The organism is Brevundimonas diminuta, from assembly GCF_022654015.1.
Taxonomy (GTDB): Bacteria; Pseudomonadota; Alphaproteobacteria; order Caulobacterales; family Caulobacteraceae; genus Brevundimonas; species Brevundimonas diminuta_C.
On record NZ_CP073063.1, the window covers coordinates 493,908 to 515,119 of the forward strand.

Genomic DNA, 21,212 nt, shown 5'->3' on the forward strand with positions numbered 1-21,212 from the left:
AATTCACCGTGCGGCCAACGCTTTCCAGCGAAGCCCTCTCCCACTACCTCGATCCAATAGCTTATTGTGGGGTTTTCGGATTAGATGATATGCGGTTGCCGACTCGCAGTGTCAATCATGGCTGCGACCGGTCCTGACGAGGAAATCCTAGGTGTACACAGAGATAGCAAGCGTAGGCTCAAGCCAGATAGAGGTCACACCTGGGCACATTTATCTTTATCCACATCTTCCTGCCACATATGATTATGTCCCTTGGAATGTGGTAAACCACGTCATAAAGAGCGCTAAGCTATCTTCGCCGACGCTAATCGACGTTGGGGCTAATGTTGGCGACAGCCTTGCTCACTATCGTCGCTTCTCAGACGGGCCCGCTATTTGTATTGAGCCAGCTGACAATTTTTTTGCAGTGCTGAAGCGGAACGCTCTCAAGTTTGCAAACGTCGAGCTCGTCAAGAGCTTGCTGGTGCCAGACGATATGGTTGGAAAGGTGGCGTTCTCGGGAAATGAGCAAACCGGCGCTACTCGGATTTCGTCGGAAGGGGATGATATTTGGTCAGGGCCCTACATTACGTTTTCGGATCTTCTTTCAAATAGAAGCGGCCCTGTAATCATAAAGACTGATACTGATGGATTTGATGCGGATATCATAAAGTCTGCCCTTCCGCATATTTCAAACGGTCGAGAAGTCCCAATACTTTATTTCGAAGGCCCAAGTGAAGCGCAGATGAGGAGCGGAGACTACCTGGAGTACGTTGCTGTTTGCGAGCAGTTGGTATTGCAAGGTTATGGTCTGTTGTTTCTAACAAATGTAGGAATGCCTTACACTTACTCACAAGAAATCGGTGGAGCGGCGGCGGCCCTGTCAGCGCTAGAAACTGGATACCGACGAGGGATGGCTTTATGCCACTACTACGACGTGATTGCAGTCAAGCTAGATCTCGTAACGCATGAATTTGCACTGAAGAGTCCGTGGGGAGATGAGTTTTTTGTGACTGAATAAATGTCACATTAACTTTTGGTACAAGGCGCTTAGCCTATCCACGTACCGTTTTTCAGAGAATAGCGCCGCCTGCTTGGTGCCTTTCGAAACCAACTTGTGCATCAAATCATCATCTGAATCCAATGCCTGAATACCCCTCGTTATGGCGCTGACATCGTACGGATCTACGGTCAGCGCTGCCTCGCCGCCAACCTCGGGAAGCGATCCAGTAGTAGATGTTAGGACCGCCGTCTCTAGGAGCATCGACTCCAAAACGGGCAAGCCAAAGCCCTCATATAGGGAAGGAAACAACGTGGCACGCGCGCCGCGTATCAAGCTGATCAACATCGATTGGGACATATATTCATAACGTCGAATACGATCGGCGCTCGGGCCGCCATCTCGCTTGACCTGTTCCAACAAGGCGGTCTCACCCTCAGCTAGCCAGGAGCGCCCACCAACTATGATCAAAGGCTTTTTGACGCCGGAGGAAAGGTAGGCCTCGATGATCCGCCCGACGTTCTTCTTTGGCTCAATTGCACCAAAGTAGAGGAAGTAGTCTTTCCATCCAAGATTGAATATGCCTTCAAGCTCTAGCGCCACCTCCTCTTGAGGACGCTCGCGGAACTCCAACGGGACCTTCACTGCCTGATACGTGTTGGTGACTCTCTCTTCCGGTACGCCCAGCAAGCGGATAACATCCTGCCTCGTGGTTTCGGAAACGACGACTATATGGTCTGCCTTTTTGGCTATGTGGTTGCAAAGTCGGCGGTATGTGGACTTGTTCTCAGTCGTGCTGTGGGGGAGCCGGAGCGGTATCAGGTCGTGTATCGTGTAAATGTTCAGAGCATTAGTCGCGTGGAGAGGCAGGGTGGCCGTCCAGTGCATGATGTCCGGTTTGGGGGCACCCTCGAATGTGACCGGGGTTGGCGTACCGTAAACTTGGAAACCCCTTTGGGCATAGTGAAACAGATTTTGAGCCGCCCAAAAGGACTTTGCATCTGGTCGACCGCCTGACCGACTTGGCCAGATAACTTCTCCGCTTGGCAGGACGGGGACAGCCTTTCGCCCGAACCGCGTCGAAATAGTATCGATATAACGGCGGCTTTTTCGAACTTTTGCGGATGTATTCAGGGAGTCTGCAAGCGCAACTTCGTTGAGTACATTGTCCGCGCTGATGGCGTTTGGCGGTCCATACAGGACCTGACCACTTAGGCCGAGCGAACTCAGTGACGTCAGGAGGTTTCGGCCGTATGTCGCTATGCCTGTGCCATTAGGCAGGGCTAAGTTGTAGCCGTCGATGCAAACTGTGCTCATGTCGAAGGCCTAATGCCTTTCGAAACCTATTGAAATGCAGCTCCGTAGAATTCTCCAGAAAGATTGGAAGTTTGAGATAACGGGAAAGGATAATTATCGTGGTAGCGTGACACCGCCCCCATCCCCCGCTATTTCGCGCGCGTGATGAACGAAACAGAACGCCAGTCGGAAGAACGCAGCTGGGAGACGGCGAAGACGCTCGCCGAGGCCTTGCCGTATATTCAGGTGTATGACCGCGAGACCGTGGTCATCAAGTACGGCGGTCACGCCATGGGCGAGAGCGCCGTGGCGCGTCAGTTTGCGGCCGATGTGGTGCTGCTGAAGCTGATGGGCGTGAACCCGGTGGTGGTGCATGGCGGCGGGCCGCAGATCAGCGCCATGCTGGACAAGGCCGGGGTGAAGTCCAGCTTCGTCGACGGGCTGCGGGTTACCGATCCCGCGACGATGGAGGTCGCCGAGATGGTGCTGTCGGGCGCGGTGAATAAAGAAATCGCCCACTGGATCACCATGGCCGGCAAGGAGGCGGACGTGCGCGGCGTCGGCCTGTCGGGCAAGGACGCCGGTCTGCTGACGGTCGAGAAGACGCGCCGCACCAAGCGCGACCCCGACAGCATGATCGAGCATGAGGTCGATCTGGGCTATGTCGGCGAACCGACCAAGGTCGATCCCAAGCTGATCGCCGGCCTGATCGCGTCCGAGACCGAAGACTGGGTCCCGGTCATCGCCCCGATCGGCGTGGCCGAAGACGGCCAGACCTACAACGTCAACGCCGACACGGTGGCGGGCGCCGTGGCGGGGTCGCTGAACGCCAAGCGGATGCTGTTGCTGACGGACGTGCCGGGGGTCAAAGGCGCGGACGGCGACATCATCCGCCAGATGACGCTGGACGAGACGCAAAACCTGATCGACACGGGCGTCGCCACCGGCGGCATGATCCCCAAGCTGGAGACGGCCATGGCCGCCGTTCGCGCGGGCGTCGAGGCGGTGGTCATTCTGGACGGGCGTCGGCCGCACGCCATGCTGGTCGAGTTGTTCACCGAATTCGGCGCCGGCACCCTGGTGAAGGCGTCTTGATCGACCCCCATTCCACATCCCTTGGGCATGTGCGCGCCTGGGTGTTCGACATGGACGACACCCTGTATCCGCGCGAGCAGGGTCTGATGCGGCTGGTCCAGGCGCGCATCAACGCCTTCGTGGTCGAGGCCGTCGGGCTGGAGCCCGAGGCCGCAGCCGCGATGCAGCGCCAGTTCCTGGACGAACACGGCACGACCCTGGCCGGGTTGATGGCCAACTATGCCGTCGATACCGAACGGTTCCTGCGCGAGGTGCACGACGTGCCGCTGGATGGCGTCGAGCCCAATCCACGTCTGGCCGAGCGGCTGAAGGCTCTGCCCGGTCGTTGCTATGTCTTCACCAACGGCGCGCGGGATTACGCCCACCGTGTGCTGGACCGGATCGGGGTCGCCGACTGTTTCGAAGGCGTCTTCGCCATCGAGGATGGGGATCTGACGCCCAAGCCCAATCCCGCGACCTTCCGCCGGATGCTGGAGCAATTCGACATTGATCCGCACCGATCCGCCTTCTTCGAGGACACGCCCAAGAACCTGGAACCGGCCAAGGCGTTGGGCATGGCGACGGTGCTGATCGGCGACGGTCATGGCAAGCCGATCGGGCCGCACATCGACCATGTGGCCCCGGACCTTCTCGACTTCCTCTCCGACCTGCCCTTCAAGGACGCCGCATGACCGATCTGTCGCATCTCGAATCCGTCGTCGAGGCCGCCTGGGAACAGCGCGCCGAGGTGTCTGCCACAACGCATGGCGAGGTGGGCGATGCCGTCGAGACCGCCCTGGCCCTGCTGGATTCCGGCCAGGCGCGCGTCGCCTCGCGCGGCGCGGATGGCGTCTGGACCACGCATCAGTGGCTGAAGAAGGCGGTGCTGCTGTCCTTCCGTCTAAACGAAAACCAGATCATGCGGGCGGGCGCGCCGTCCGTCATGCCGCTGTCGGTGGACCATCCCGTCGCTGTCGGTCCCTTCTGGGACAAGGTGCCCAACAAGTTCGGCGATTGGACCGCATCGGATTATCAATCGGCCGGCTTCCGTTCGGTGCCCGGCGCCATCGTCCGTCACGGCGCTCATATCGCCAGGAATGTCGTGCTGATGCCGTCGTTCGTGAACATCGGCGCCTTCGTCGATGAGGGGTCGATGGTGGATGCCTGGGCCACGGTCGGCTCCTGCGCCCAGATCGGCAAGAATGTGCACCTGTCGGGCGGCGCGGGCATCGGCGGCGTGCTGGAGCCGCTGCAGGCCAATCCGACCATCATCGAGGACGGCTGCTTCATCGGCGCCCGCGCCGAGGTCGCCGAGGGCGTGATCGTGCGCGAGGGCGCGGTCCTGGCCATGGGCGTCTATCTGTCGGGCTCGACCAAGATCGTGGATCGGGCGACCGGCGAAGTGTTCCGGGGCGAGGTGCCGGCCTATTCGGTGGTCGTGCCGGGTTCGCTGCCGGACCCGAACGGCGGGCCGTCGCTGTATTGCGCCGTCATCGTCAAGCGGGTGGACGCGCAGACGCGGGCCAAGACCGGCGTCAACGAACTGCTGCGCGACTGATCAGGCCGCAACGCGGATAGGTTGCATCGCAGGCGTGTCGAACGTCGCGTGCAAGGTGAAGGTCGATCCCTGGCCGGGGGTCGACGTCACCGTGATCTCGCCGTCCATCAGGGCGGCCAGACGCTGGCAGATGCTGAGGCCCAGGCCGGTGCCGCCGAACTTGCGGGTGGATGACCCGTCCACCTGAGAGAAGGGCTGGAACAGGCGCGTCAGATCGTCGGCGGCGATGCCGATGCCGGAATCGGCGACCCCAAGCCGCAAGGTCGTGCGGCCCTCGCCTGCCGGCTCGCTGTCGATGATCAGGCGAACCTCGCCCTTGGGCGTGAACTTGATGGCGTTGGCCAGAAGGTTGTGCGTCACCTGGGCCAGGCGCAGCGGGTCCATTCTGAGGAGCGGCGGCAACGGGCCGCGGATGTCGGTCGTGAAGGTCAGTCCGCGCGCCTCGGCCTGGGCCTTGAACGGACCCGTCAACCGGGCGGCGAGGGTCTCGGCTTCGACATCGACGAAGTCCAACTCCATCTTGCCGGATTCGATCTTGGTAATGTCGAGTATGTCGTTCAGCAGCACCATAAGCCCTTCGCCGGAATCGCGGATCACGCCGACGAACTCCTTCTGGCGGTCGCTGAGCTCGGACATCTGCAACAGTTGCGCGGCCCCCAGAACCCCGTTCATCGGGGTGCGAAGCTCATGAGAGATGACGCCCAGGAAGTTGGACTTGGCGGCGCTGGCGGCGTTTGCGCTATCGCGCGCGGTTTCCAACTCGGCGATCAGTTCGGCCTGCCGGCGGTTGACGGCTTCCAGATCGCTGTCCTTCATCTGGGTGATGGCCACCTTGATCAGCAAGGCCAGCGCCAAAACCGGGATCATGCTGACGACCACCCAAAAGCCCGGCGTGCCCCACAGTTTCGCGAACAGCAGCACCACGACCACCGAATAGGGCGCTGATGCGATCAGGGCCTCGCGGGGCGCGGCGCGCATCTGGGTGAAGACCAGCACATAGCCGGCCATGAGAAGGGCGACGCCCAGCGGCACGCCATAGGCGCCGCCGTAAAGGAAGGCGAGCAGCGGCGCCGCCGACCAGGCGATGCAGGAAATGGTGGCGGCCGTCAGCTTGATCCGCCCGTGCAGTCGCTCATTTCGGATCACCAAGACCCGTTCGGCGAACGTTCGCAGCAGGCCTGACGCGGTCGCCGCTGCAAACCACAACATTGTGGTCGCCCAATCGGTGACGGTGAACAGGGCAACCGCCCAACTGGCGATGATCAGATACCGCATGTGACCGTCTGCAATCAGATGCTGGAGCAGGGAACGGCCAGGGTGGGTCTTGAACGTCGTCATCTTCGGATCTCGCAGGGCTGGGAAGCAGCCTGGCCCGGCCTCCGCTAAGATACGATGAACGCTGACTTTTCTTTATCGAAGTGTCCGGAATCGAACATGGAACCCGAACCAGGGCAGTTGGAGGCGGCCGTCAGCCGCCTACAATCCATCAACCGGCGCGCTTTAGATCCGGCGGGGTCGCTTCGTCGGTCAGGAGGCGAATGGCTTCCTCGACCGTAACCAGGGTCTGGGCCTGCGAGCCCAAGCGGCGGATGGCGACCATGCCGTCTTCGGCTTCCTTGCGGCCGACGACCGCGATGACCGGCACCTTGCCGACCGAGTGTTCACGCACCTTGTAGCCGACCTTTTCGTTGCGCAGGTCGATCTCGGTGCGCAGGCCGGCGGCCTTGAACCTGGCCATCACGTCGCGGGCGTAGTCGTCGGCGTCGGAGGTGATTGTGGCCACGACGGCCTGGGTCGGGGCCAGCCACAGCGGGAAGGCGCCGGCGTAGTTCTCGATCATGATGCCGATGAAGCGCTCGAATGAGCCCAGGATCGCGCGGTGCAGCATGACCGGGCGGTGCTTCTGGCCATCCTCGGCGATGTAGGTGGCGTTCAGACGTTCGGGCAGGACATAGTCCAGCTGGATCGTGCCGCAGGTCCATTCGCGGCCGATCGCGTCCTTGACGATGAAGTCCAGCTTGGGCGCATAGAAGGCGCCGTCGCCCTCGGTCACGACCGGCTCGGTGCCGGCGGCGCGGGCGGCCTCAGCCATCAGGGTCTCGGCCTTGTCCCAGAACTCGTCCGTGCCGGCGCGGTTTTCGGGCCGGGTGCCCAGGCTGATGTAGGCCGTCTCCATGCCCAGGTCGGCATGGACGCTGCGGGCCAGTTTGATGAACTCGGCCGTCTCCTCGACGATCTGGTCTTCGCGGCAGAAGATGTGGGCGTCGTCCTGGGTGAAACCGCGCACCCGCATCAGACCGTGCAGCGATCCTGACGGCTCATAGCGATGGCAGGCCCCAAACTCGGCCATGCGCAGCGGCAGTTCGCGATAGGACCGCTGACCCTGGTCGAAGATCTGAACGTGGCCCGGGCAGTTCATCGGCTTCAGGCTCAACTCCTCGCCCTCGACCGTCTCGCAGACGAACATATTGGGGCGATACTTGTCCCAGTGGCCGCTCTGTTCCCAGAATTTGCGGTCCAGCACTTGGGGCGTCTTGACCTCGACGTATCCGGCGGCGTCCAGGCGGCGGCGCATATAGGCTTCCAGCACGCGCCACAGGACCCAGCCCTTGGGATGCCAGAAGACCATGCCCCGGCCCTCTTCCTGCATGTGGAAGAGTTCCATCGCCTTGCCGACCTTGCGATGGTCGCGCTTCTCGGCCTCTTCCAGACGCTGCAGATGGGCGTCCAAGTCTTCCTTGGTGGCCCAGGCGGTGCCGTAGATGCGTTGCAACTGCTCGCGCTTGGAATCGCCCCGCCAATAGGCGCCGGCCAACTTGGTCAGTTTGAACGCCTTGCCGACGTGGCGCGTCGAGGGGAAGTGCGGGCCCCGGCACAGGTCGATCCAGTCGCCCTGTTTGTACAGGGTGATCGTCTCGGTGCCCGGCAGGTCGCGGATCAGCTCAGCCTTGAACTTCTCGCCGCGCGCCTCGAAGAATTGGATGGCCTCATCCCGCTCCCAGACCTCGCGCTCGAACTTAGCGTCGCGATCCACGATCCGGCCCATCTCCTTTTCGATGGCGGCGAAGTCGTCGGTGGAGAAGGGCTCTTCGCGGTAGAAGTCGTAGTAGAAGCCGTCCTCGATCGCCGGCCCGATCGTGACCTGGGTGCCGGGGAACAGGGTCTGGACCGCCTCGGCCAGGACGTGGGCCGTGTCGTGGCGGATCGTGTAGAGGGCGGCGGGGTCGTCGCGCATGATCAGTCGGAAGTCGCCGCCCGTCTCCAGCACCCGGCCCATGTCGCGTTGCTCGCCGTTCAGTTCGGCCAGCACGGCCTTCTTCGCCAGCGACGGCGAGATCGAGGTCGCGACGTCGCGCGCCGTCGAACCGGCCGGGTATTGGCGCACCGCGCCGTCGGGGAATTTCAGGTCGATCATGTGTCAGTCTTTAACTGGCGGGACCGGGTCGTATCCCGATCCCCCGAAGGGATGGCATTTACAGAGCCTGCGCACGGTGAGCCACCCCCCCTTTACCGGGCCGTGCTGGATCAGGGCGTCGCGCCCGTAATCCGAACAGGTCGGCAGGAACCGGCACTGCTGGCCGATCAGGGGAGACAGCGTCAGCTTGTAGCCCCGATGGGCCGCGCGCACGCCGCGTTCATAGAGAGACATCACGTCCCTTTGCCGGAGTTTGGCCTTTGCCGGAGTGTGGTGGGGCCGGGGGCTTGAGAGGTTCGCCGCGCTTATCCCCTGTTGCAGCAGGGGGATCAACCGGTCCTGCCCGTCAGGCCGCGCCGGCGAGACGCGTTCGGGCTGCGAGGGCCTTGTTCACCGCCTCCAGCGTCGCCTCCAGTGAGACCAGGGTCGAGGCGTGGCGGGCGGGGTAGTCGGCGACCTGTTTCAGCAGACGCAAATCCTCGAACCGACCAACGGGTCCGTCGCCGCCGGATTTCAGCATGGCGATCATGGCGTCGCGGGCGTCCTCGAGATCATCGACCGACGCGCCGATCACCGATTGACCCAGAACCCCGGCGGCGGCCTGGCCGAGGGCGCAGGCTTTGACGTCCTGGGCGAAGTCGGCGATGCGGCCTTCGTCGTCCAGCGTCACATCGACCGTCGCGCGTGACCCGCACAGTTTCGCCACCCGCTCCCCGGTGCCCTGCGGCGCGGGCAAACGCCCAGCATGCGGCAGGTTCGCCGCCAGCGACAGGATGCGGGCGCTGTAGAGGTCGTCGATCATGGGGCGAAGATAGGCGCTCAATCCTCCCCCGTGAAGCGCGGCGTAAAGGGGGAGGATTACAGCGTCAGGACGAGACGCCCATCGGATCGGACTTCCAAACTCGCATCCGCATAGTCCGCCAGAGTGGGATGATCCGTCTCCAGCGGATGGGTCCAGGCGGCGGTGACGACCAGCACGTCGGCGCCGGCCGCTTCGCCCGCCTCGATGCCGGCCTCGGCGTCCTCGAACACCAGGCAGTCGGCGATGCTGAAGCCCAGGGTCGCGGCGGCCTTCAGATAGCCGGCGGGGTCAGGCTTGCCGCGTTCGACATCCTCGGCGGTGACCATGACCGCGGGCGGCGTGACGCCTGCGGCCTTAAGACGGGCGCGCGCCAGCGGGATCGAGGCGGACGTGACCACGGCCCAGCGGTCTGGCGGCAGGCGTTTGACGAAGTCGATGGCGCCGGGAATAGGGGCGACGCCGTCCACGTCCTCGATCTCGCCGCGCTCGACCCAGGCGACCTCGGCGTCCAGGTCAATATCGGGCAGGTTCTGACGACGAATGGTGTCGATCGCGCGCACACCGTGGATGGTGGGAACGAAGGCGGCGACATCCAGCCCGTGGCGCTCGGCCCAGCGGGTCCAGACGCGCTCGGCGGCCAGGGTCGATGTGATCAGGGTGCCGTCCATGTCGAACAGGAAGGCCTGATAAGCGCGGGACGCGGGGAGGGCGGTCATGGCCTCATCCACCATGCGGGCGGTCAGACCGCAACGGGCGGATCAGCCGCCTTGCAGCGAATTCCAGGTGCGGGCGGTGTCGGTCGCAGGTGACGAGGTCGCCGCGCCGCCGCCGGACGTCGCCGCGCCGCTCGTGCTGCGCGAGCGCAGCCATTGCAGGTTCTGCTCGGCCTGTTCGGGGGGCAGTTCGCGGCGCAGGATCTGTTCGGCCTCGCCCATCTTGCCCTGAAGGCCCAGCACCATGGCCAGGTTCTGGCGCACCTTGGCCGAGGCGGTCGGCTGGGCCACGGCGCGACGCAGCAGGGTCTCGGCGCCCGGCGCATCGCCATGCGTCAGGGCGGCAGTGGCCGCGTTGGTCAGGACGTCGGGGTTGTCGGGCGACAGGGCCAGGGCCTGGTTCCAGGCGGCGCGGGCGTCGTCGGTGCGACGCACCTGCTCGTAGGCCACGCCCAGCAGGGAGTAGGGCCGCCAATCGCGCGGCGCCAGGTCGCGCGCCTGCTCCAGCGGCGCGACGCCGTAAAAGGCCTGGCCGCGCGCGATGTGGGCGCGGCCCAGCTCCAGCAGGGCGTCCAGATTGTTGGGCTGGAGCGTCAATGTCGCCTGGGCGGCCTCGGCCGCCTGATCGTATCGGCCCAGCTCACGCAGGGCCTGGGCCAGTTTCACGCCCGCTACGGCATCGGTCGGATCGGCCTGCTGCTCCGAGGCCCAGAAGACCGAGCGCGACAGGGCGTCCATCCGGTCATAGGTGGCCCGCACCGCAGCGGATGACGGCGCGCGAACCTGGGCCGCGGTCGCCGCCGTCGGATCAGCCGCCAGCGTCGGCGTGCCGGACAGGGCGATCAGGGCGACGGTTGCGAGAAGGGCGGGCATGCGCGACATGGGTCAGGTCCAGACGGTCCTAGAGGTCTCGGCCCTAGAATCGCCGGTTCGCGTCAACCGATGGTTAACTTCGTTTCGAGGGCCTCATGTCCGTCTCGCATCCCCTGCTGGTGTCCGCCCAAGACGGCGACGGCGCCATCCCGATCCGCTTCGTTCAGGCGGGCGGCGTGTTGGAGGGCGCGGCCCGCCGCTGGGGCGCCGTGCACGGGTTCGAAGGCAAGCCGGGCCAGCTGTTGGTCGTACCGGACGCGGACGGTGAGATCGGCCAGGTGGTCGTCGGCGCGGGCGCGACCTTTGACCCTATGAGCGTGCGGGGACTGTCGGCGCGGCTCCCGGGCGGCCTCTATAGGCTTGAGGTCGCCGCGCAGGACGCGGAACTGGCGACCCTGGCCTTCCTGCTGGGGGGCTATGTCTTCGACCGCTATAAGGCCCGGCCGGACCGGACGCCCGTGCGGCTGGTCGCGCCGGACGGTGTGGACGTCGCCGAAATCTCGCGCATCGCCGCCGCCTGCGCTCTGGCCCGCGAAATGGTCGATACGCCCGCCGCCGATATGGGGCCGTTGCAGATCGAGACCATCGCCCGCGAGATTGCAGAGAGCGCCCGCGCCGAGATCACCGTCACGACCGGCGACGCCCTGCTGGAAGACAACTATCCGGCCATCCACGCGGTGGGGCGCGCCGCCGCCCCGCACCGGGCGCCGCGCCTGATCGAGATCGGCTGGAAGCTGGACCGGACCGACCTGCCGCTGGTCGCCCTGGTCGGCAAGGGGGTGGTGTTCGACACTGGCGGTCTGGACCTGAAGCCCGCCGCCGGCATGCGCAACATGAAGAAGGATATGGGCGGCTCGGCCCATGCCCTGGCGCTGGGGCGGTTGGTGATGCAGGCGGACCTGCCCGTGCGGTTGGTGGTGATCGTCGCGGCGGTCGAGAACGCCGTGTCGGCCGACGCCTTCCGGCCCGGCGACATCCTGAACAGCCGCAAGGGTCTGACCATCGAGATCGGCAATACGGACGCCGAAGGGCGGCTGATCCTGGCCGACGCCCTGACACGGGCGGACGAGCATCAACCCGACCTGACGCTGGACTTCGCCACCCTCACCGGGGCGGCGCGGATCGCCCTGGGTCCGGAGCTGCCGCCTCTTTACACAGACGACGAAGCCCTGGCCGCCGGGCTGCTTGCTGCGGCGGGTCAGGTGCGCGATCCCCTGTGGCGAATGCCGCTGTGGGCTGGCTATCGCGGCGCGCTGGACGCCGAGATCGCGGACCTGCGGAACGACCCGGCCGGCTGGGCCCAGGCCGGCTCGGTGACGGCCGCCCTGTTCCTGCAAAAGTTCGCTCCGGCCACGGGGGCCTGGGCGCACATGGATATCTTCGCCTGGAACCCCCGCGCCCGCCCTGGCTATCCGGAAGGCGGCGAGGCCCAGGCGCTGAGAGCCTGCTACGCCATGCTGAAGGCCCGCTACGCGACGTAGTTAAGCGAAGGCGTAGGCGGGCTCAGGTTCAGGATCGCCCGACTGAGATCGCGGCGGTCGAGGCCTACTGACGCGTCGGCCCCTCGACCGCGCGCCTTTGATCCGGGCGATCAGTCTTCGAGCGAGGCCCTGCATCAGGTCGCGGCGCCGGATCAGGCCTCGCCAACCGGCGACCGCGCGTAAACTGACCGCCAGAACGACGATGTCGAAGAGGACGGTCACGTCGAACATCAGAACCCAGGCCACCATGTCCGGGGCGGCCATCGAGAACAGGCGGGCGCCTTCCGTCTCGAACAGCATGACGGCCGCGACGCCCATTAGAGCGACGAGGCCCAACTCCAGCGCTCTACCGCGTGACAGGCCCGCCAGGAATCGCGCAGGCGTCTGGACCAGCCATTTTCTGAGAGCCGTGCCGACGACGCCTTCGTCAGCGAGGGTCAGGCCAAGAATGATCAGAACGCTCAGCAGCAGCATAGGGACCTCCCGGCGCGACGCCGCCTCAAACCGAAATGGGCGCCCAAGGTGACGCTGCAAGACAGCGTCGCGCCATCAAGAACGCGGTTCTGTTGATTTTCTTTCGCAAAAGCGCATCGCGTTAACGGCCCCTAAGCCATCGGGGGATAAGGCTGTGGGTTCACCAATGCGAGTTCACGTTGACCGACGTCCTCGACCTTCTTCCGCCCGGCGATCGCCTCGTTCGCCCTGACCTCGCCGAACAGGCGCTGGAAGGGCTGGTGCGCGCGGACGCCTATCGGGCGACCGAGGCCATGCATTGCCGCGTGGCCGTGGCGGACATCCTGTCTGACGCCGACGGTCGAATCGACCAGCTACTGCACGGCGAGATCTTCGACGTTTTGGATCGATCGAACGGCCGGGCCTGGGGCCGGGCGCGGCGCGACGGCGTCGTCGGCTGGGTCGTCCTGGACAGTCTGTCGGCCGGCGCGCCGTTGGCGACGCACTGGATCGCCGCCGTGGATGCCGCCCTGCCGCTGAACGCTCTGGTGATCGAGGCGACGGAAGCTTCTGAGGCTGATCTGAAGCCGATCGGCGCGTTCGAGACGGATCTGGTCGCGGTCGCCGAGCGGTTGCTCGGGCGGCCGCATGAACTTGGCGCGCGGTCTTCGATCTCCACCGACTGTTCCGGCCTGGTGCAGCAGGCCCTGCTGGCGTGCGGCCTGCCCGGTCCCCGCCGGTCGGACGCGCAGGCCCGGTTGGGTCGAGCCGCGTCTTCATCGGACCTCCAGCGCGGCGACATCGTCGTCTGGCTGGCGCCGAACGACGATCACGACTGGACGGGTCATTCGGCGCTGATGCTGGATGGCGAACGCATCATTCACGCGACAGGCGGCAAGGGCGTCGTGATCGAGACCTTGGCCGAGGTCGAGGCGCGTCTGATCGCCGAAGGTTTTGCAACCGCCGTCTTCCGTCGGCTCTAGTCCCGCAAGGTCCGCATCGCGCCCAGCCGGGCGAAAGCCAGCGTCAGCGCCTTGCGGCGGGCGGGCGCCAAGCCGACCACCGGCGCGTCTCGCACGACCGCCCCGCCGAAACCGTCTGCAACGATCAGGCCCGGTTCGTCGGGCAGGATGTCCTGCGGAAACTCGGGCGCGACGGCGAAGAAGAAGGCGTCGCAGAACAGTCCGTACTCGTGCCATTTGCGGTCGACGCGATAGTCCTCGACGCCCGACTTCACCTCGCAGATGACGATGTCGCCCTTGCGCCCGATCGCCATGACATCGGCGCGGCGGCCATTGGGCAGGCAGACTTCCAAGAGGGGCGCATAGCCCATGTCCATCATCAGCCGCGCCGCGCCGCGCGTGACCGAAAGGGTGGTCTCGGGACGGCTGAAGACGAGTTCGAGATGGGAGACGGCGGACATGCCGACAGCTTATGTTCCGCCTACGTTCCTATCGCAAGCGGGGCCTTAGAGGCCGGTGTGGACCAGGCGGCTGGTGCTGAAGCCCAGCGCGCGGACGCGGCTCAGAATGCGGTCGCGCTCAGCCTGCGTCGCATTCTGGTTGCGGTGCCAGATCCACCAGTTCGATTTGTCCGGCAGACCCATGATGGCCCAGCTGTAGTCCGGGGCATGGTCGTAGACCCAGTAGTTTTGGCCCGCCAGGCCGCCGAAGCTGAGCAGGCCGGTCAGGCTGAACCGGAACTTCGCATTGGTCGTGGTGTCGGTGACGCGGGCGTTGGCGCGCAGCGTCTCGACTTTGCCATCGGCGCGCCGGACGCAGGTGACGGTGATGGCGTAGCGGTCGGCCGCGCCCTGCGGCATGAAGTCGATCTGCGCCCGGCTGCAGTCCTTCTGGACGTTATTGTGATTGCGCTCGATCTCGAACCACCGGCCGTCGAAGCGGTTCAGATCGACGTTCGACGCCTGGGCGAAAGCCATTGACGGCAGGGCGGCGAGGGTGACTGCGGCGGCGATCAGGTTGGCGCGAAACATGGGCGTATCCTCGTTCGGTTTGGAAGGGATACGACGCGACGACGCGTTCGGTTGTGATCAGCGCTTCAGGCGCGTCCGATTGATCGCCCATTCGTTGCGCGTCTGGCCCCACAGATCGATGGCGATGTCCTGGAGCGGTTGGGGCAGGACACCCGGCCCGCGATTGCGCGATCCCAGCCGTGTCGCGACCGCCGCGGAGGGCAGGTTCTCGGGCGCGATGCAGTGGATCACGTCGTCCCACCCCAGCACGTTGAAGGCGTAGTCCATCGTGGCTGCGGCCGCTTCGACCGCATAACCCTTGCCGGTGGCGTCGCGATGCAGGCTCCAGCCCACCTCACGGCCGGGCCAGTCATAGGGGTGCAGCGGCCCGACGCGGCCAATCCACTGGCCGGTCTCCTTTTCAAGGATGGAGAACATGCCTTCGCCTGTCAGGGCCCACATGCCCGCGACGGTGCAGATCAGGCGCCAGACCTGGGGTGCGGGCTGGACCCCGCCGATGAAGCGGGCGGTTTCGGGATCGGCCATGAAATCAGCCCAGCGCGGAAAGTCTTCTACCGCCGGTGGACGCAGGATAAGTCGTTCCGTCTCCAGCGTCGGCCCCAAGGTCACGTGGGGCGGAACGGCGTATGCGGCAGTGGTCACAGCAGATACTCCCGCTCCAGTTCGTAATGGCTGCCGCTGTCGGTCAGGACGCTGGAATACAGGCCGAAGCGGTCGATGCGGATCGGCGGCGAATGCAGCAGATTGTGCCCCGACACCCATGCGCCGAGCCGGTCGGGATTGGTCTGGGTTTTCAGATACGCCAGGGTCACATGCGGTTTGTAGGCGCGCGCCTCCATGCCGATCCCGGCCCGCTCTCCGGCGGCCTTGCAGCGCCCGGCCAGAACCGACAGGCGCTCGTTGGGCGTTTCGACCCCAGCCCACAGCGTGTGGCTGCGGTGGTCGTCGCCAAAACAGCCGACGCCCTTCAGCGCGATCTCGAACGGACCGCCCGTCACGCGCGTCAGTTCCGACGCCAGGTCGTCGGCGCGGCGTTCGTCGATCTCGCCATAGAAGGCGAGCGTGACGTGCAGGGCGTCCAGCGGCCGCCACCTTGCGCCGGGCAGGCCCGATTGCCGTCGTTTCAGCGTCTCTGCGACGTCTGGCGGCAGGGTCAGGGCGGTGAACAGACGAAGCATGCGACCGAAAGTAGCGGCCGGAACACAAGCCTCCAAGTCCGGTTTTCCTTGCAGCGCGGGCCTTGGCTCACGATATTCGAAGCCTGTGACCGGAGAAGCCTCTCCGGCCAATCGGAGAAAGTTCGTCGCCATGAGCGATTTCAACAACGGTTACGCCCGTCCTCTGCCGCAGACGGCCGACATGTCGGTCGACGCCGGCCTGCGCAGCTTCATGCTGGGCGTCTACAACAAGCTGGCCCTGGGCCTCGTGGTCGCCGGCGCCCTGGCCTATGTCACCGGCAATGTGCCGGCGGTGCAGCAGCTGCTGTTCGGCGTGACGCCAGACGGCCGCGTCGGTCTGACGATGCTGGGCATGATCGTCCAGTTTTCGCCGCTGGTGATGCTGTTCGGCTCGATGTTCTTCATGAAGAATCCGACGGCCAAGGGCGTGAATATGCTCTATTGGGCCGTGGTCGCCACGATCGGCGCGGGCCTGGGTATCCTGTTCCTGCGCTACACGGGCGGTTCGCTGGCCACCACCTTCCTGGTGACGGCGGCGGCCTTCGGCGGTCTGAGCCTGGTGGGCTACACGACCAAGAAGGATCTGACCGGCATGGGCACCTTCCTGATCATGGGCGTGATCGGCCTGATCATCGCCTCGATCGTAAACATGTTCCTGCAGTCCGGGACCTTCTACCTGATCATCTCGGGCCTGGGCGTGCTGATCTTCTCGGGCCTGATCGCCTACGACACCCAGCGTTTGAAGATGACGTACTACGCCTTGGGCGGCGACCAGAACGCGATGGGCGTGGCGACCGGCTTCGGCGCTCTGAGCCTGTTCATCAACTTCGTGAACCTGTTCCAATTCCTGCTGGCCTTCATGGGCGGCAACCGGAACTGACATCGGTCGAAAGACGGATACGGAAAGGGCCCCTCGCGGGGCCCTTTCTTTTTGCGCGCCGCTTGGTGATCCTGTGGGTGGGTTTGGGAGATGATCCGTGAAGGGATTTACGAAAGTCGTCGTCGCTCTGGCGGCTGCAATACCTCTGACGAGTTGCCTGACTTTAGCGGCCTATCAAAGAGCGGCCGAAGAGCGGGCGTCCGATCGTTTCGGTGAGCCCGGAGCGGCGGAGAAGACCTGGTTCGAAGCCGAGGGATTTCCTGTTTCCGGCACGCTCTCGCTGACCACGCACCTGACTCGTCCCGTTACTGGCGGTATGGACTATGGTGCGAAGGAAACGCTGACCTGCGAGGGACGGGCCATCCGGTTGATTCCCGATACGCCTCGCAATCGCTGGCTATTGTCGGAACGCCTTGGATGGCCTCTCAAGGCGGAAGGGGTTTGGCGCATAGGCTTTATGGCGCATTGGAATTGGCCGGAGTCGACGACCTTCATTCGAGAAGGAACGTGCGGCGCAGGCGGCGCCTTCCACTTCGATCAGGCGCCCGATGGTCGCTACTTCGTCATGGCGAAGATTTCCCAGCCAGCTTACGAAACGGCTGACGTGAACATGGACTATGACGTCGTTCTCAAGCCGATCATCGTCGTCGGCGGACCAGCCCGTCCTCAGGTCGATGTTGTCTTGGACGGTGATTCCTGGCTATCGCCCGTCTTGCGGGAGCCGTGAGATGATCTACTCGACCACCTGAAACTTGCGGCCGTCGAAGACGCGTAGCACCTGGGCCAGGTCGCGGCCGCGTTTCAGGATCTGGCCGCCCTCGCCGATGACGGCCCACTGGCCCTGGCGTGTCTGGAGGGCCGGTCGCTTTTCGATGCGGTAGAGCGGGGCGTCGCCGCTGCGGCGAAAGACGGCGAACTCGGCGAAGTCCTTGTGCCCGACCATGGCGTAGTCGCGCCATTCGCCCTGCGCGACCATGCGGCCATAGACCCTGAGAATCAGGTCCAGTTCGCGACGGTCGAAGAAGACGGGGCCGGGCGCCGGCGTCGTGTCGTGAGGGTTCAGGCTCATGGGTTCAACTTAGGCCGCTGGAGGCCCGACGCCAGAGGCGGCCAGGAAATCGACGCAGACACGAAATGGCCCCGTTTCGGTCCTTCGCCCGCCCGTATGCGCAACGAAATATCGATCATCGGCTCGTCGGAGTTCGGAAGCGTCCCGGATCCTGAACAGCCCCCCCAGCCCCCCTGGATGTTTCCAGTTTACGGGCTCCGGCGGCCGATGCTTCCTCCAAGCGAGCGCCCGCCCTGCCTTTCCCCTCCCCCTCCCTGGCAAGGCGGGCGTTTCGCTGTCTGGACCCCGCCAGACAGCGCCACGTCGGCGTCTGAACCCCGCCTTAGAGCGACAGGGTCAGGTTCAGGGTCTCTCCATTTCTGAGCACGGTCGCCTCGACCGATCCCGAGGCGCTCTGCAGCGCGGTCGCGGCCGCGCGAGCTTCGGCGACGGGCGCGCCGGCGATGGCGGTGATCACATCGCCGGCCGTCAGTTCGGCCTGGGCGGCGGGCGAGCCGGCCGAGACGGCCGTGACCTGGGCGCCGCCGTCCTGGTCTCGCAGGGTCGCCCCATAGGCCAGCACCGACTGGGCGCCGACGATCACGGGCTGATCAGCAGGAGTCTCGACCGCCAGCGACGTGGTCGCCTCGCGGCCGCCGCGCAGATAGGAGACGCTGAGGTCCGAGCCCGGCGCGGCGATGCCGATGGTGGCGTTGACCGAGCCGGCGTTGGCGACGGGGCGGCCCTGGATTCGGGTGATGACGTCGTTGTGGCGCAGGCCGGCGCGCTCGGCCGGCGATCCCGGCGCGACATCGGCGACGACGGCTCCGCGTACGATGCCCAGATGCAGGTCGCGCGCGCGCTCGGCGTTCAGCGAGCCGAAGATGGCGCCGGTCGCGCCGCGCTTGACCTCGCCGTTCTTCTTCAACTGGTCGGCGACGTAGAGCATGATCCGCGTCGGCACGGCGAAGGCGATGCCGTCATTGCCGCCGCCGAGGCCCCCCGACAGAATCGAGGTGTTGATGCCGATCAGCCGGCCCCGGCTGTCCAGCAGCGGCCCGCCGGAATTGCCCGAGTTCACGGCCGCGTCGGTCTGGATATAGTCCTCGACCGCATCGCCTAGCCCTGAGCGGTTCAGGCCGGAGATGACGCCCATGGTCAGGGTCTGGTCCAGGCCCAGCGGATAACCGACCGCGAAGGCCAGGTCGCCGGTGCGCAGGGTGTCGGAATCCACCGTCTGGACCTGTTTCAGGTTCAGCGGCCGACCGTCGGGCGTGATGCGCAGCACGGCGATGTCGGTCGCCTTGTCCGCCCCCACCAGCACGGCGTCGAACAGGCGGCCGTCCGTCAGATCGACGGTGAACTTTCGCCCGCCCTCGACGACGTGATTGTTGGTGATCACCAACCCCTCGGCCGCATCGACGATGACGCCGGAGCCGGAGGCGTAGGGTTTGGGATCGGCCGCGTCCGAACTGGGACCGCGCGACTGGCCCAGGGTCGTGACCTGAACCACCGCCGGAAGCGAGCCCTCCAGCCCCGACGAGAAGCTGAAGACCCCGCGCCGGGCGTCATAAGGCAGGCCTGCCGCGCCCGATTGCGCCAGCACCGGCGTCGCTGAGGCCAGCAGGGCCAGGGCGACGGCCATGGAAGAGGCGAGCGAAAGGCGGATCGGCATGGGCATTTCCTTGATCGAACGCCGACCCTAGACCGAGTTTTCGCTTCTGACGATGGGTCTGAAGCGAGCGGGTCGCGTGTCGGTCACGTCCAATGAACAGATTGCGATGGGGGTTGCGTCGCCGGTCGTCCGGCGTGACCATGAGGCGACGAAGCAGGGAAGGCCGCCGCCATGAGTCAGACGACGATCGACCGCCGCCGTTCGGGCTCAACCCCGTTCGACCGCCTGTTCCGCGACCATCCGCGCGAGGTCGACGAGACCTATATCCAGCATATGGTCGCCTCGGCCGGCTTCGGCTTCAAGCTGCTGGGTCTGGCGGGCGCCGCCTTCTCGCACGCGATCGTGCCGGGCGTGCATAAGGCCACCGTCTCGACCGCGATCCGCAGCATGGCCAAGGACATGGGCGGCCGGGCCGAAGAGGCGCGCGAGACCCGGATGCGCGACGCCGGCGTCTGGGACGTGGGGCTCTAAGGGCGGTCGAATCCGCCCCGGCCATGCAATCGCCGGGATCCGTGCTATATAGGCCGGCTAAACCTCACGCAGGATCGCCGCCTTGAGCATCACGCTCGATCTTTCGCGCGTCTCTAACGCGCCCGCCGTCAAGGCGCCCGTCAACCTCAGCGGTCTGACGCGCGCCGGCCTGCGCCAGGCCCTGATCGACGCGAACGTCTGTCCGCCCGAGAAGGCCAAGATGCGCGCCAGCCAGGTGTGGAGCTGGATCCACCACTACGGCGTGACCGAGTTTTCGGCCATGAGCAATGTCGCCAAAGACATGCAGGCCAAGCTGGCCGAGCATTTCACCCTGGCCCGCCCCGAGGTCGTCGAGCGCCAGGTGTCCAAGGACGGCACGCGCAAATGGCTGATCCGCACCGCGCCGGGCATCGAGATCGAGACCGTCTATATTCCCGACGTGGGCCGGGCCGGCGCCCTGTGCGTGTCCAGCCAGGTCGGCTGCACCCTGAACTGCACCTTCTGCCACACCGGCACACAGAAGCTGGTGCGCAATCTGACCGCCGCCGAGATCGTGGCCCAGGTCCAGGTGGCGCGCGACGACCTGGAGGAATGGCCGTCGCCCAAGGAAGACCGGCGCCTGTCCAACATCGTCTTCATGGGCATGGGCGAGCCGCTCTACAATCTGGACCACGTCGCCGACGCCATCGACATAATCTCGGACAATGAGGGCATCGCCCTGTCGCGTCGTCGGATCACGGTCTCGACCTCGGGCGTGGTGCCGCAGCTTCAGGCCTTGGGCGACCGGACGGCGGCCATGCTGGCCATCAGCCTGCACGCCACCAACGATGCGCTTCGCGACGTGCTGGTGCCGCTGAACAAAAAATACCCGCTGGACCAGCTGATGGCGGCGATCCGGGCCTATCCGGGCCTGTCGAACGCGCGGCGGGTGACGTTCGAATACGTCATGCTGAAGGGCGTCAACGACAGCCCGGAAGAGGCGCGGGCGCTGCTGAAGCTGATCGAGGGCATTCCAGCCAAGATCAATCTGATCCCGTTCAATCCCTGGCCCGGCGTCGAATACGAATGCTCGGACTGGAAGACGATCGAACGCTTCGCCGCCATCCTGAACAAGGCCGGTTACGCCTCGCCCATCCGCACCCCCCGCGGCCGCGACATCCTGGCCGCGTGCGGTCAGCTGAAGTCGGAGAGCGAGAAGATCAGGGCTTCTGCTCTGCGTAAGGCGGAACAGGCGGCGGCCTGATCCTGATGTCCTCTCTTGATGAGAGGGCACAACCTTCGGACACATAATGTCACGCAGTGTGTCCCCGGCGCGCTTGCGGA

General features: G+C 65.1%; 24 protein-coding genes. 10 read left to right on the forward strand and 14 right to left on the reverse strand.

The features are described 5' to 3' along the window. The first annotated feature begins 151 nt into the window (after window positions 1-151). Window positions 152-1,000: an FkbM family methyltransferase gene (locus KAK88_RS02330; RefSeq protein ID WP_242077717.1), complete on the forward strand. Its 849-nt coding sequence runs from the start codon at window positions 152-154 to the stop codon at window positions 998-1,000. A gap of 3 nt (window positions 1,001-1,003) precedes the next feature. Here the strand turns inward: KAK88_RS02330 and KAK88_RS02335 are convergent, their stop codons facing one another. Continuing rightward, window positions 1,004-1,867 carry a glycosyltransferase family 4 protein gene (locus KAK88_RS02335; protein ID WP_242077718.1) on the reverse strand — a complete coding sequence of 288 codons (864 nt, stop codon included), beginning with the start codon at window positions 1,865-1,867 and terminating at the stop codon, window positions 1,004-1,006. Between the two features lie 573 nt (window positions 1,868-2,440). Here KAK88_RS02335 and argB point away from each other — a divergent pair. From argB to dapD, 3 genes are read left to right on the forward strand one after another with little or no spacing between them, the layout of a single operon-like run. Continuing rightward, window positions 2,441-3,370, forward strand: coding sequence for an acetylglutamate kinase (gene argB / locus KAK88_RS02340; RefSeq protein WP_242077719.1), 930 nt, complete (start codon window positions 2,441-2,443; stop codon window positions 3,368-3,370). After that, window positions 3,367-4,041 carry a pyrimidine 5'-nucleotidase gene (locus KAK88_RS02345; RefSeq protein WP_242077720.1) on the forward strand — a complete coding sequence of 225 codons (675 nt, stop codon included), beginning with the start codon at window positions 3,367-3,369 and terminating at the stop codon, window positions 4,039-4,041. Before argB ends, KAK88_RS02345 begins: the two co-directional genes overlap by 4 nt. Then, complete coding sequence (dapD, locus tag KAK88_RS02350; protein WP_242077721.1) at window positions 4,038-4,907, forward strand: 2,3,4,5-tetrahydropyridine-2,6-dicarboxylate N-succinyltransferase; 870 nt, start codon at window positions 4,038-4,040, stop codon at window positions 4,905-4,907. The genes KAK88_RS02345 and dapD overlap by 4 nt, the downstream gene beginning before the upstream one ends. Here the strand turns inward: dapD and KAK88_RS02355 are convergent, their stop codons facing one another. From KAK88_RS02355 to KAK88_RS02380, 6 genes are all read right to left on the reverse strand, one after another. Continuing rightward, on the reverse strand, window positions 4,908-6,245 hold the full coding sequence (locus KAK88_RS02355) for a sensor histidine kinase (protein WP_242077722.1): 1,338 nt from the start codon (window positions 6,243-6,245) through the stop codon (window positions 4,908-4,910). A 148-nt stretch (window positions 6,246-6,393) separates the two neighbouring features. After that, window positions 6,394-8,322: a threonine--tRNA ligase gene (gene thrS, locus KAK88_RS02360; RefSeq protein ID WP_242077723.1), complete on the reverse strand. Its 1,929-nt coding sequence runs from the start codon at window positions 8,320-8,322 to the stop codon at window positions 6,394-6,396. Between the two features lie 3 nt (window positions 8,323-8,325). Then, on the reverse strand, window positions 8,326-8,556 hold the full coding sequence (gene yidD / locus KAK88_RS02365; protein ID WP_039243812.1) for a membrane protein insertion efficiency factor YidD: 231 nt from the start codon (window positions 8,554-8,556) through the stop codon (window positions 8,326-8,328). Window positions 8,557-8,668: 112 nt separating this feature from the next. Further along, window positions 8,669-9,124, reverse strand: a complete 456-nt coding sequence (locus KAK88_RS02370) for an iron-sulfur cluster assembly scaffold protein (protein WP_242077724.1) — start codon at window positions 9,122-9,124, stop codon at window positions 8,669-8,671. Between the two features lie 56 nt (window positions 9,125-9,180). After that, complete coding sequence (locus tag KAK88_RS02375) at window positions 9,181-9,840, reverse strand: HAD-IA family hydrolase (RefSeq protein ID WP_242077725.1); 660 nt, start codon at window positions 9,838-9,840, stop codon at window positions 9,181-9,183. A gap of 42 nt (window positions 9,841-9,882) precedes the next feature. Next, window positions 9,883-10,719: a tetratricopeptide repeat protein gene (locus tag KAK88_RS02380; RefSeq protein ID WP_242077726.1), complete on the reverse strand. Its 837-nt coding sequence runs from the start codon at window positions 10,717-10,719 to the stop codon at window positions 9,883-9,885. 86 nt (window positions 10,720-10,805) lie between these two features. On the opposite strand from KAK88_RS02380, the gene KAK88_RS02385 reads away from it, so the two are divergent. Further along, on the forward strand, window positions 10,806-12,191 hold the full coding sequence (locus KAK88_RS02385) for a leucyl aminopeptidase family protein (protein ID WP_242077727.1): 1,386 nt from the start codon (window positions 10,806-10,808) through the stop codon (window positions 12,189-12,191). Here KAK88_RS02385 and KAK88_RS02390 read toward each other — a convergent pair whose 3' ends face one another. Continuing rightward, a complete protein-coding gene (locus KAK88_RS02390) occupies window positions 12,192-12,665 on the reverse strand; it encodes a hypothetical protein (protein ID WP_242077728.1) in 474 nt (157 codons plus the stop codon). It lies immediately after the preceding gene. A gap of 179 nt (window positions 12,666-12,844) precedes the next feature. On the opposite strand from KAK88_RS02390, the gene KAK88_RS02395 reads away from it, so the two are divergent. Beyond that, window positions 12,845-13,627 carry an NlpC/P60 family protein gene (locus KAK88_RS02395; protein WP_242077729.1) on the forward strand — a complete coding sequence of 261 codons (783 nt, stop codon included), beginning with the start codon at window positions 12,845-12,847 and terminating at the stop codon, window positions 13,625-13,627. On the opposite strand, the gene mmcB is transcribed toward KAK88_RS02395, so the two are convergent. The 4 genes from mmcB to thpR are packed head-to-tail and all read right to left on the reverse strand — an operon-like array spanning window position 13,624 to window position 15,815. After that, window positions 13,624-14,067, reverse strand: a complete 444-nt coding sequence (gene mmcB, locus KAK88_RS02400) for a DNA repair putative endonuclease MmcB (protein ID WP_242077730.1) — start codon at window positions 14,065-14,067, stop codon at window positions 13,624-13,626. The two genes, KAK88_RS02395 and mmcB, sit on opposite strands and share 4 nt — an antisense overlap. Window positions 14,068-14,112: 45 nt before the next feature. After that, the gene (locus tag KAK88_RS02405; RefSeq protein WP_242077731.1) at window positions 14,113-14,637 is read right to left on the reverse strand and encodes a lipocalin family protein; all 525 of its coding nucleotides are present in this window, start codon (window positions 14,635-14,637) and stop codon (window positions 14,113-14,115) included. Window positions 14,638-14,694: 57 nt separating this feature from the next. Then, window positions 14,695-15,279 (reverse strand): GNAT family N-acetyltransferase, encoded by a 585-nt coding sequence (locus tag KAK88_RS02410; protein WP_242077732.1) that lies wholly within the window; start codon window positions 15,277-15,279, stop codon window positions 14,695-14,697. Then, on the reverse strand, window positions 15,276-15,815 hold the full coding sequence (gene thpR, locus KAK88_RS02415; RefSeq protein WP_017506257.1) for an RNA 2',3'-cyclic phosphodiesterase: 540 nt from the start codon (window positions 15,813-15,815) through the stop codon (window positions 15,276-15,278). Before thpR ends, KAK88_RS02410 begins: the two co-directional genes overlap by 4 nt. 130 nt (window positions 15,816-15,945) lie before the next feature. Here thpR and KAK88_RS02420 point away from each other — a divergent pair, with 130 nt between their 5' ends. Both KAK88_RS02420 and KAK88_RS02425 read left to right on the forward strand, forming a co-directional pair. Further along, on the forward strand, window positions 15,946-16,695 hold the full coding sequence (locus tag KAK88_RS02420) for a Bax inhibitor-1/YccA family protein (RefSeq protein ID WP_242077733.1): 750 nt from the start codon (window positions 15,946-15,948) through the stop codon (window positions 16,693-16,695). 97 nt (window positions 16,696-16,792) lie between these two features. Beyond that, entirely contained in the window at window positions 16,793-17,422 is a 630-nt protein-coding gene (locus KAK88_RS02425; protein ID WP_242077734.1) for a hypothetical protein, read from the forward strand. Between the two features lie 6 nt (window positions 17,423-17,428). On the opposite strand, the gene KAK88_RS02430 is transcribed toward KAK88_RS02425, so the two are convergent. Then, window positions 17,429-17,764 carry a DUF2794 domain-containing protein gene (locus tag KAK88_RS02430; RefSeq protein ID WP_242077735.1) on the reverse strand — a complete coding sequence of 112 codons (336 nt, stop codon included), beginning with the start codon at window positions 17,762-17,764 and terminating at the stop codon, window positions 17,429-17,431. A 322-nt stretch (window positions 17,765-18,086) separates the two neighbouring features. Continuing rightward, window positions 18,087-19,418, reverse strand: a complete 1,332-nt coding sequence (locus tag KAK88_RS02435; protein WP_242077736.1) for a trypsin-like peptidase domain-containing protein — start codon at window positions 19,416-19,418, stop codon at window positions 18,087-18,089. Window positions 19,419-19,589: 171 nt separating this feature from the next. Between KAK88_RS02435 and KAK88_RS02440 the strand changes: the two genes are divergently transcribed. Continuing rightward, complete coding sequence (locus KAK88_RS02440) at window positions 19,590-19,889, forward strand: DUF6356 family protein (protein WP_242077737.1); 300 nt, start codon at window positions 19,590-19,592, stop codon at window positions 19,887-19,889. 82 nt (window positions 19,890-19,971) lie between these two features. Beyond that, complete coding sequence (gene rlmN / locus KAK88_RS02445) at window positions 19,972-21,132, forward strand: 23S rRNA (adenine(2503)-C(2))-methyltransferase RlmN (protein WP_045810001.1); 1,161 nt, start codon at window positions 19,972-19,974, stop codon at window positions 21,130-21,132. Window positions 21,133-21,212 lie beyond the last annotated feature (80 nt).

Excerpts from the sequence above, each read along its gene's own strand:
- KAK88_RS02355 (WP_242077722.1), bottom strand. The coding sequence starts at position 6,245 with ATGACGACGTTCAAGACCCACCCTGGCCGTTCCCTGCTCCAGCATCTG.
- dapD (WP_242077721.1), top strand. The coding sequence starts at position 4,038 with ATGACCGATCTGTCGCATCTCGAATCCGTCGTCGAGGCCGCCTGGGAA.
- KAK88_RS02380 (WP_242077726.1), bottom strand. The coding sequence starts at position 10,719 with ATGTCGCGCATGCCCGCCCTTCTCGCAACCGTCGCCCTGATCGCCCTG.
- argB (WP_242077719.1), top strand. The coding sequence starts at position 2,441 with ATGAACGAAACAGAACGCCAGTCGGAAGAACGCAGCTGGGAGACGGCG.
- KAK88_RS02370 (WP_242077724.1), bottom strand. The coding sequence starts at position 9,124 with ATGATCGACGACCTCTACAGCGCCCGCATCCTGTCGCTGGCGGCGAAC.
- KAK88_RS02440 (WP_242077737.1), top strand. The coding sequence starts at position 19,590 with ATGAGTCAGACGACGATCGACCGCCGCCGTTCGGGCTCAACCCCGTTC.
- KAK88_RS02420 (WP_242077733.1), top strand. The coding sequence starts at position 15,946 with ATGAGCGATTTCAACAACGGTTACGCCCGTCCTCTGCCGCAGACGGCC.
- mmcB (WP_242077730.1), bottom strand. The coding sequence starts at position 14,067 with ATGTCCGCCGTCTCCCATCTCGAACTCGTCTTCAGCCGTCCCGAGACC.
- thrS (WP_242077723.1), bottom strand. The coding sequence starts at position 8,322 with ATGATCGACCTGAAATTCCCCGACGGCGCGGTGCGCCAATACCCGGCC.
- KAK88_RS02335 (WP_242077718.1), bottom strand. The coding sequence starts at position 1,867 with ATGCACTGGACGGCCACCCTGCCTCTCCACGCGACTAATGCTCTGAAC.
- KAK88_RS02385 (WP_242077727.1), top strand. The coding sequence starts at position 10,806 with ATGTCCGTCTCGCATCCCCTGCTGGTGTCCGCCCAAGACGGCGACGGC.
- KAK88_RS02430 (WP_242077735.1), bottom strand. The coding sequence starts at position 17,764 with ATGAGCCTGAACCCTCACGACACGACGCCGGCGCCCGGCCCCGTCTTC.
- KAK88_RS02375 (WP_242077725.1), bottom strand. The coding sequence starts at position 9,840 with ATGACCGCCCTCCCCGCGTCCCGCGCTTATCAGGCCTTCCTGTTCGAC.
- KAK88_RS02435 (WP_242077736.1), bottom strand. The coding sequence starts at position 19,418 with ATGCCGATCCGCCTTTCGCTCGCCTCTTCCATGGCCGTCGCCCTGGCC.
- yidD (WP_039243812.1), bottom strand. The coding sequence starts at position 8,556 with ATGTCTCTCTATGAACGCGGCGTGCGCGCGGCCCATCGGGGCTACAAG.
- KAK88_RS02390 (WP_242077728.1), bottom strand. The coding sequence starts at position 12,665 with ATGCTGCTGCTGAGCGTTCTGATCATTCTTGGCCTGACCCTCGCTGAC.
- KAK88_RS02405 (WP_242077731.1), bottom strand. The coding sequence starts at position 14,637 with ATGTTTCGCGCCAACCTGATCGCCGCCGCAGTCACCCTCGCCGCCCTG.
- thpR (WP_017506257.1), bottom strand. The coding sequence starts at position 15,815 with ATGCTTCGTCTGTTCACCGCCCTGACCCTGCCGCCAGACGTCGCAGAG.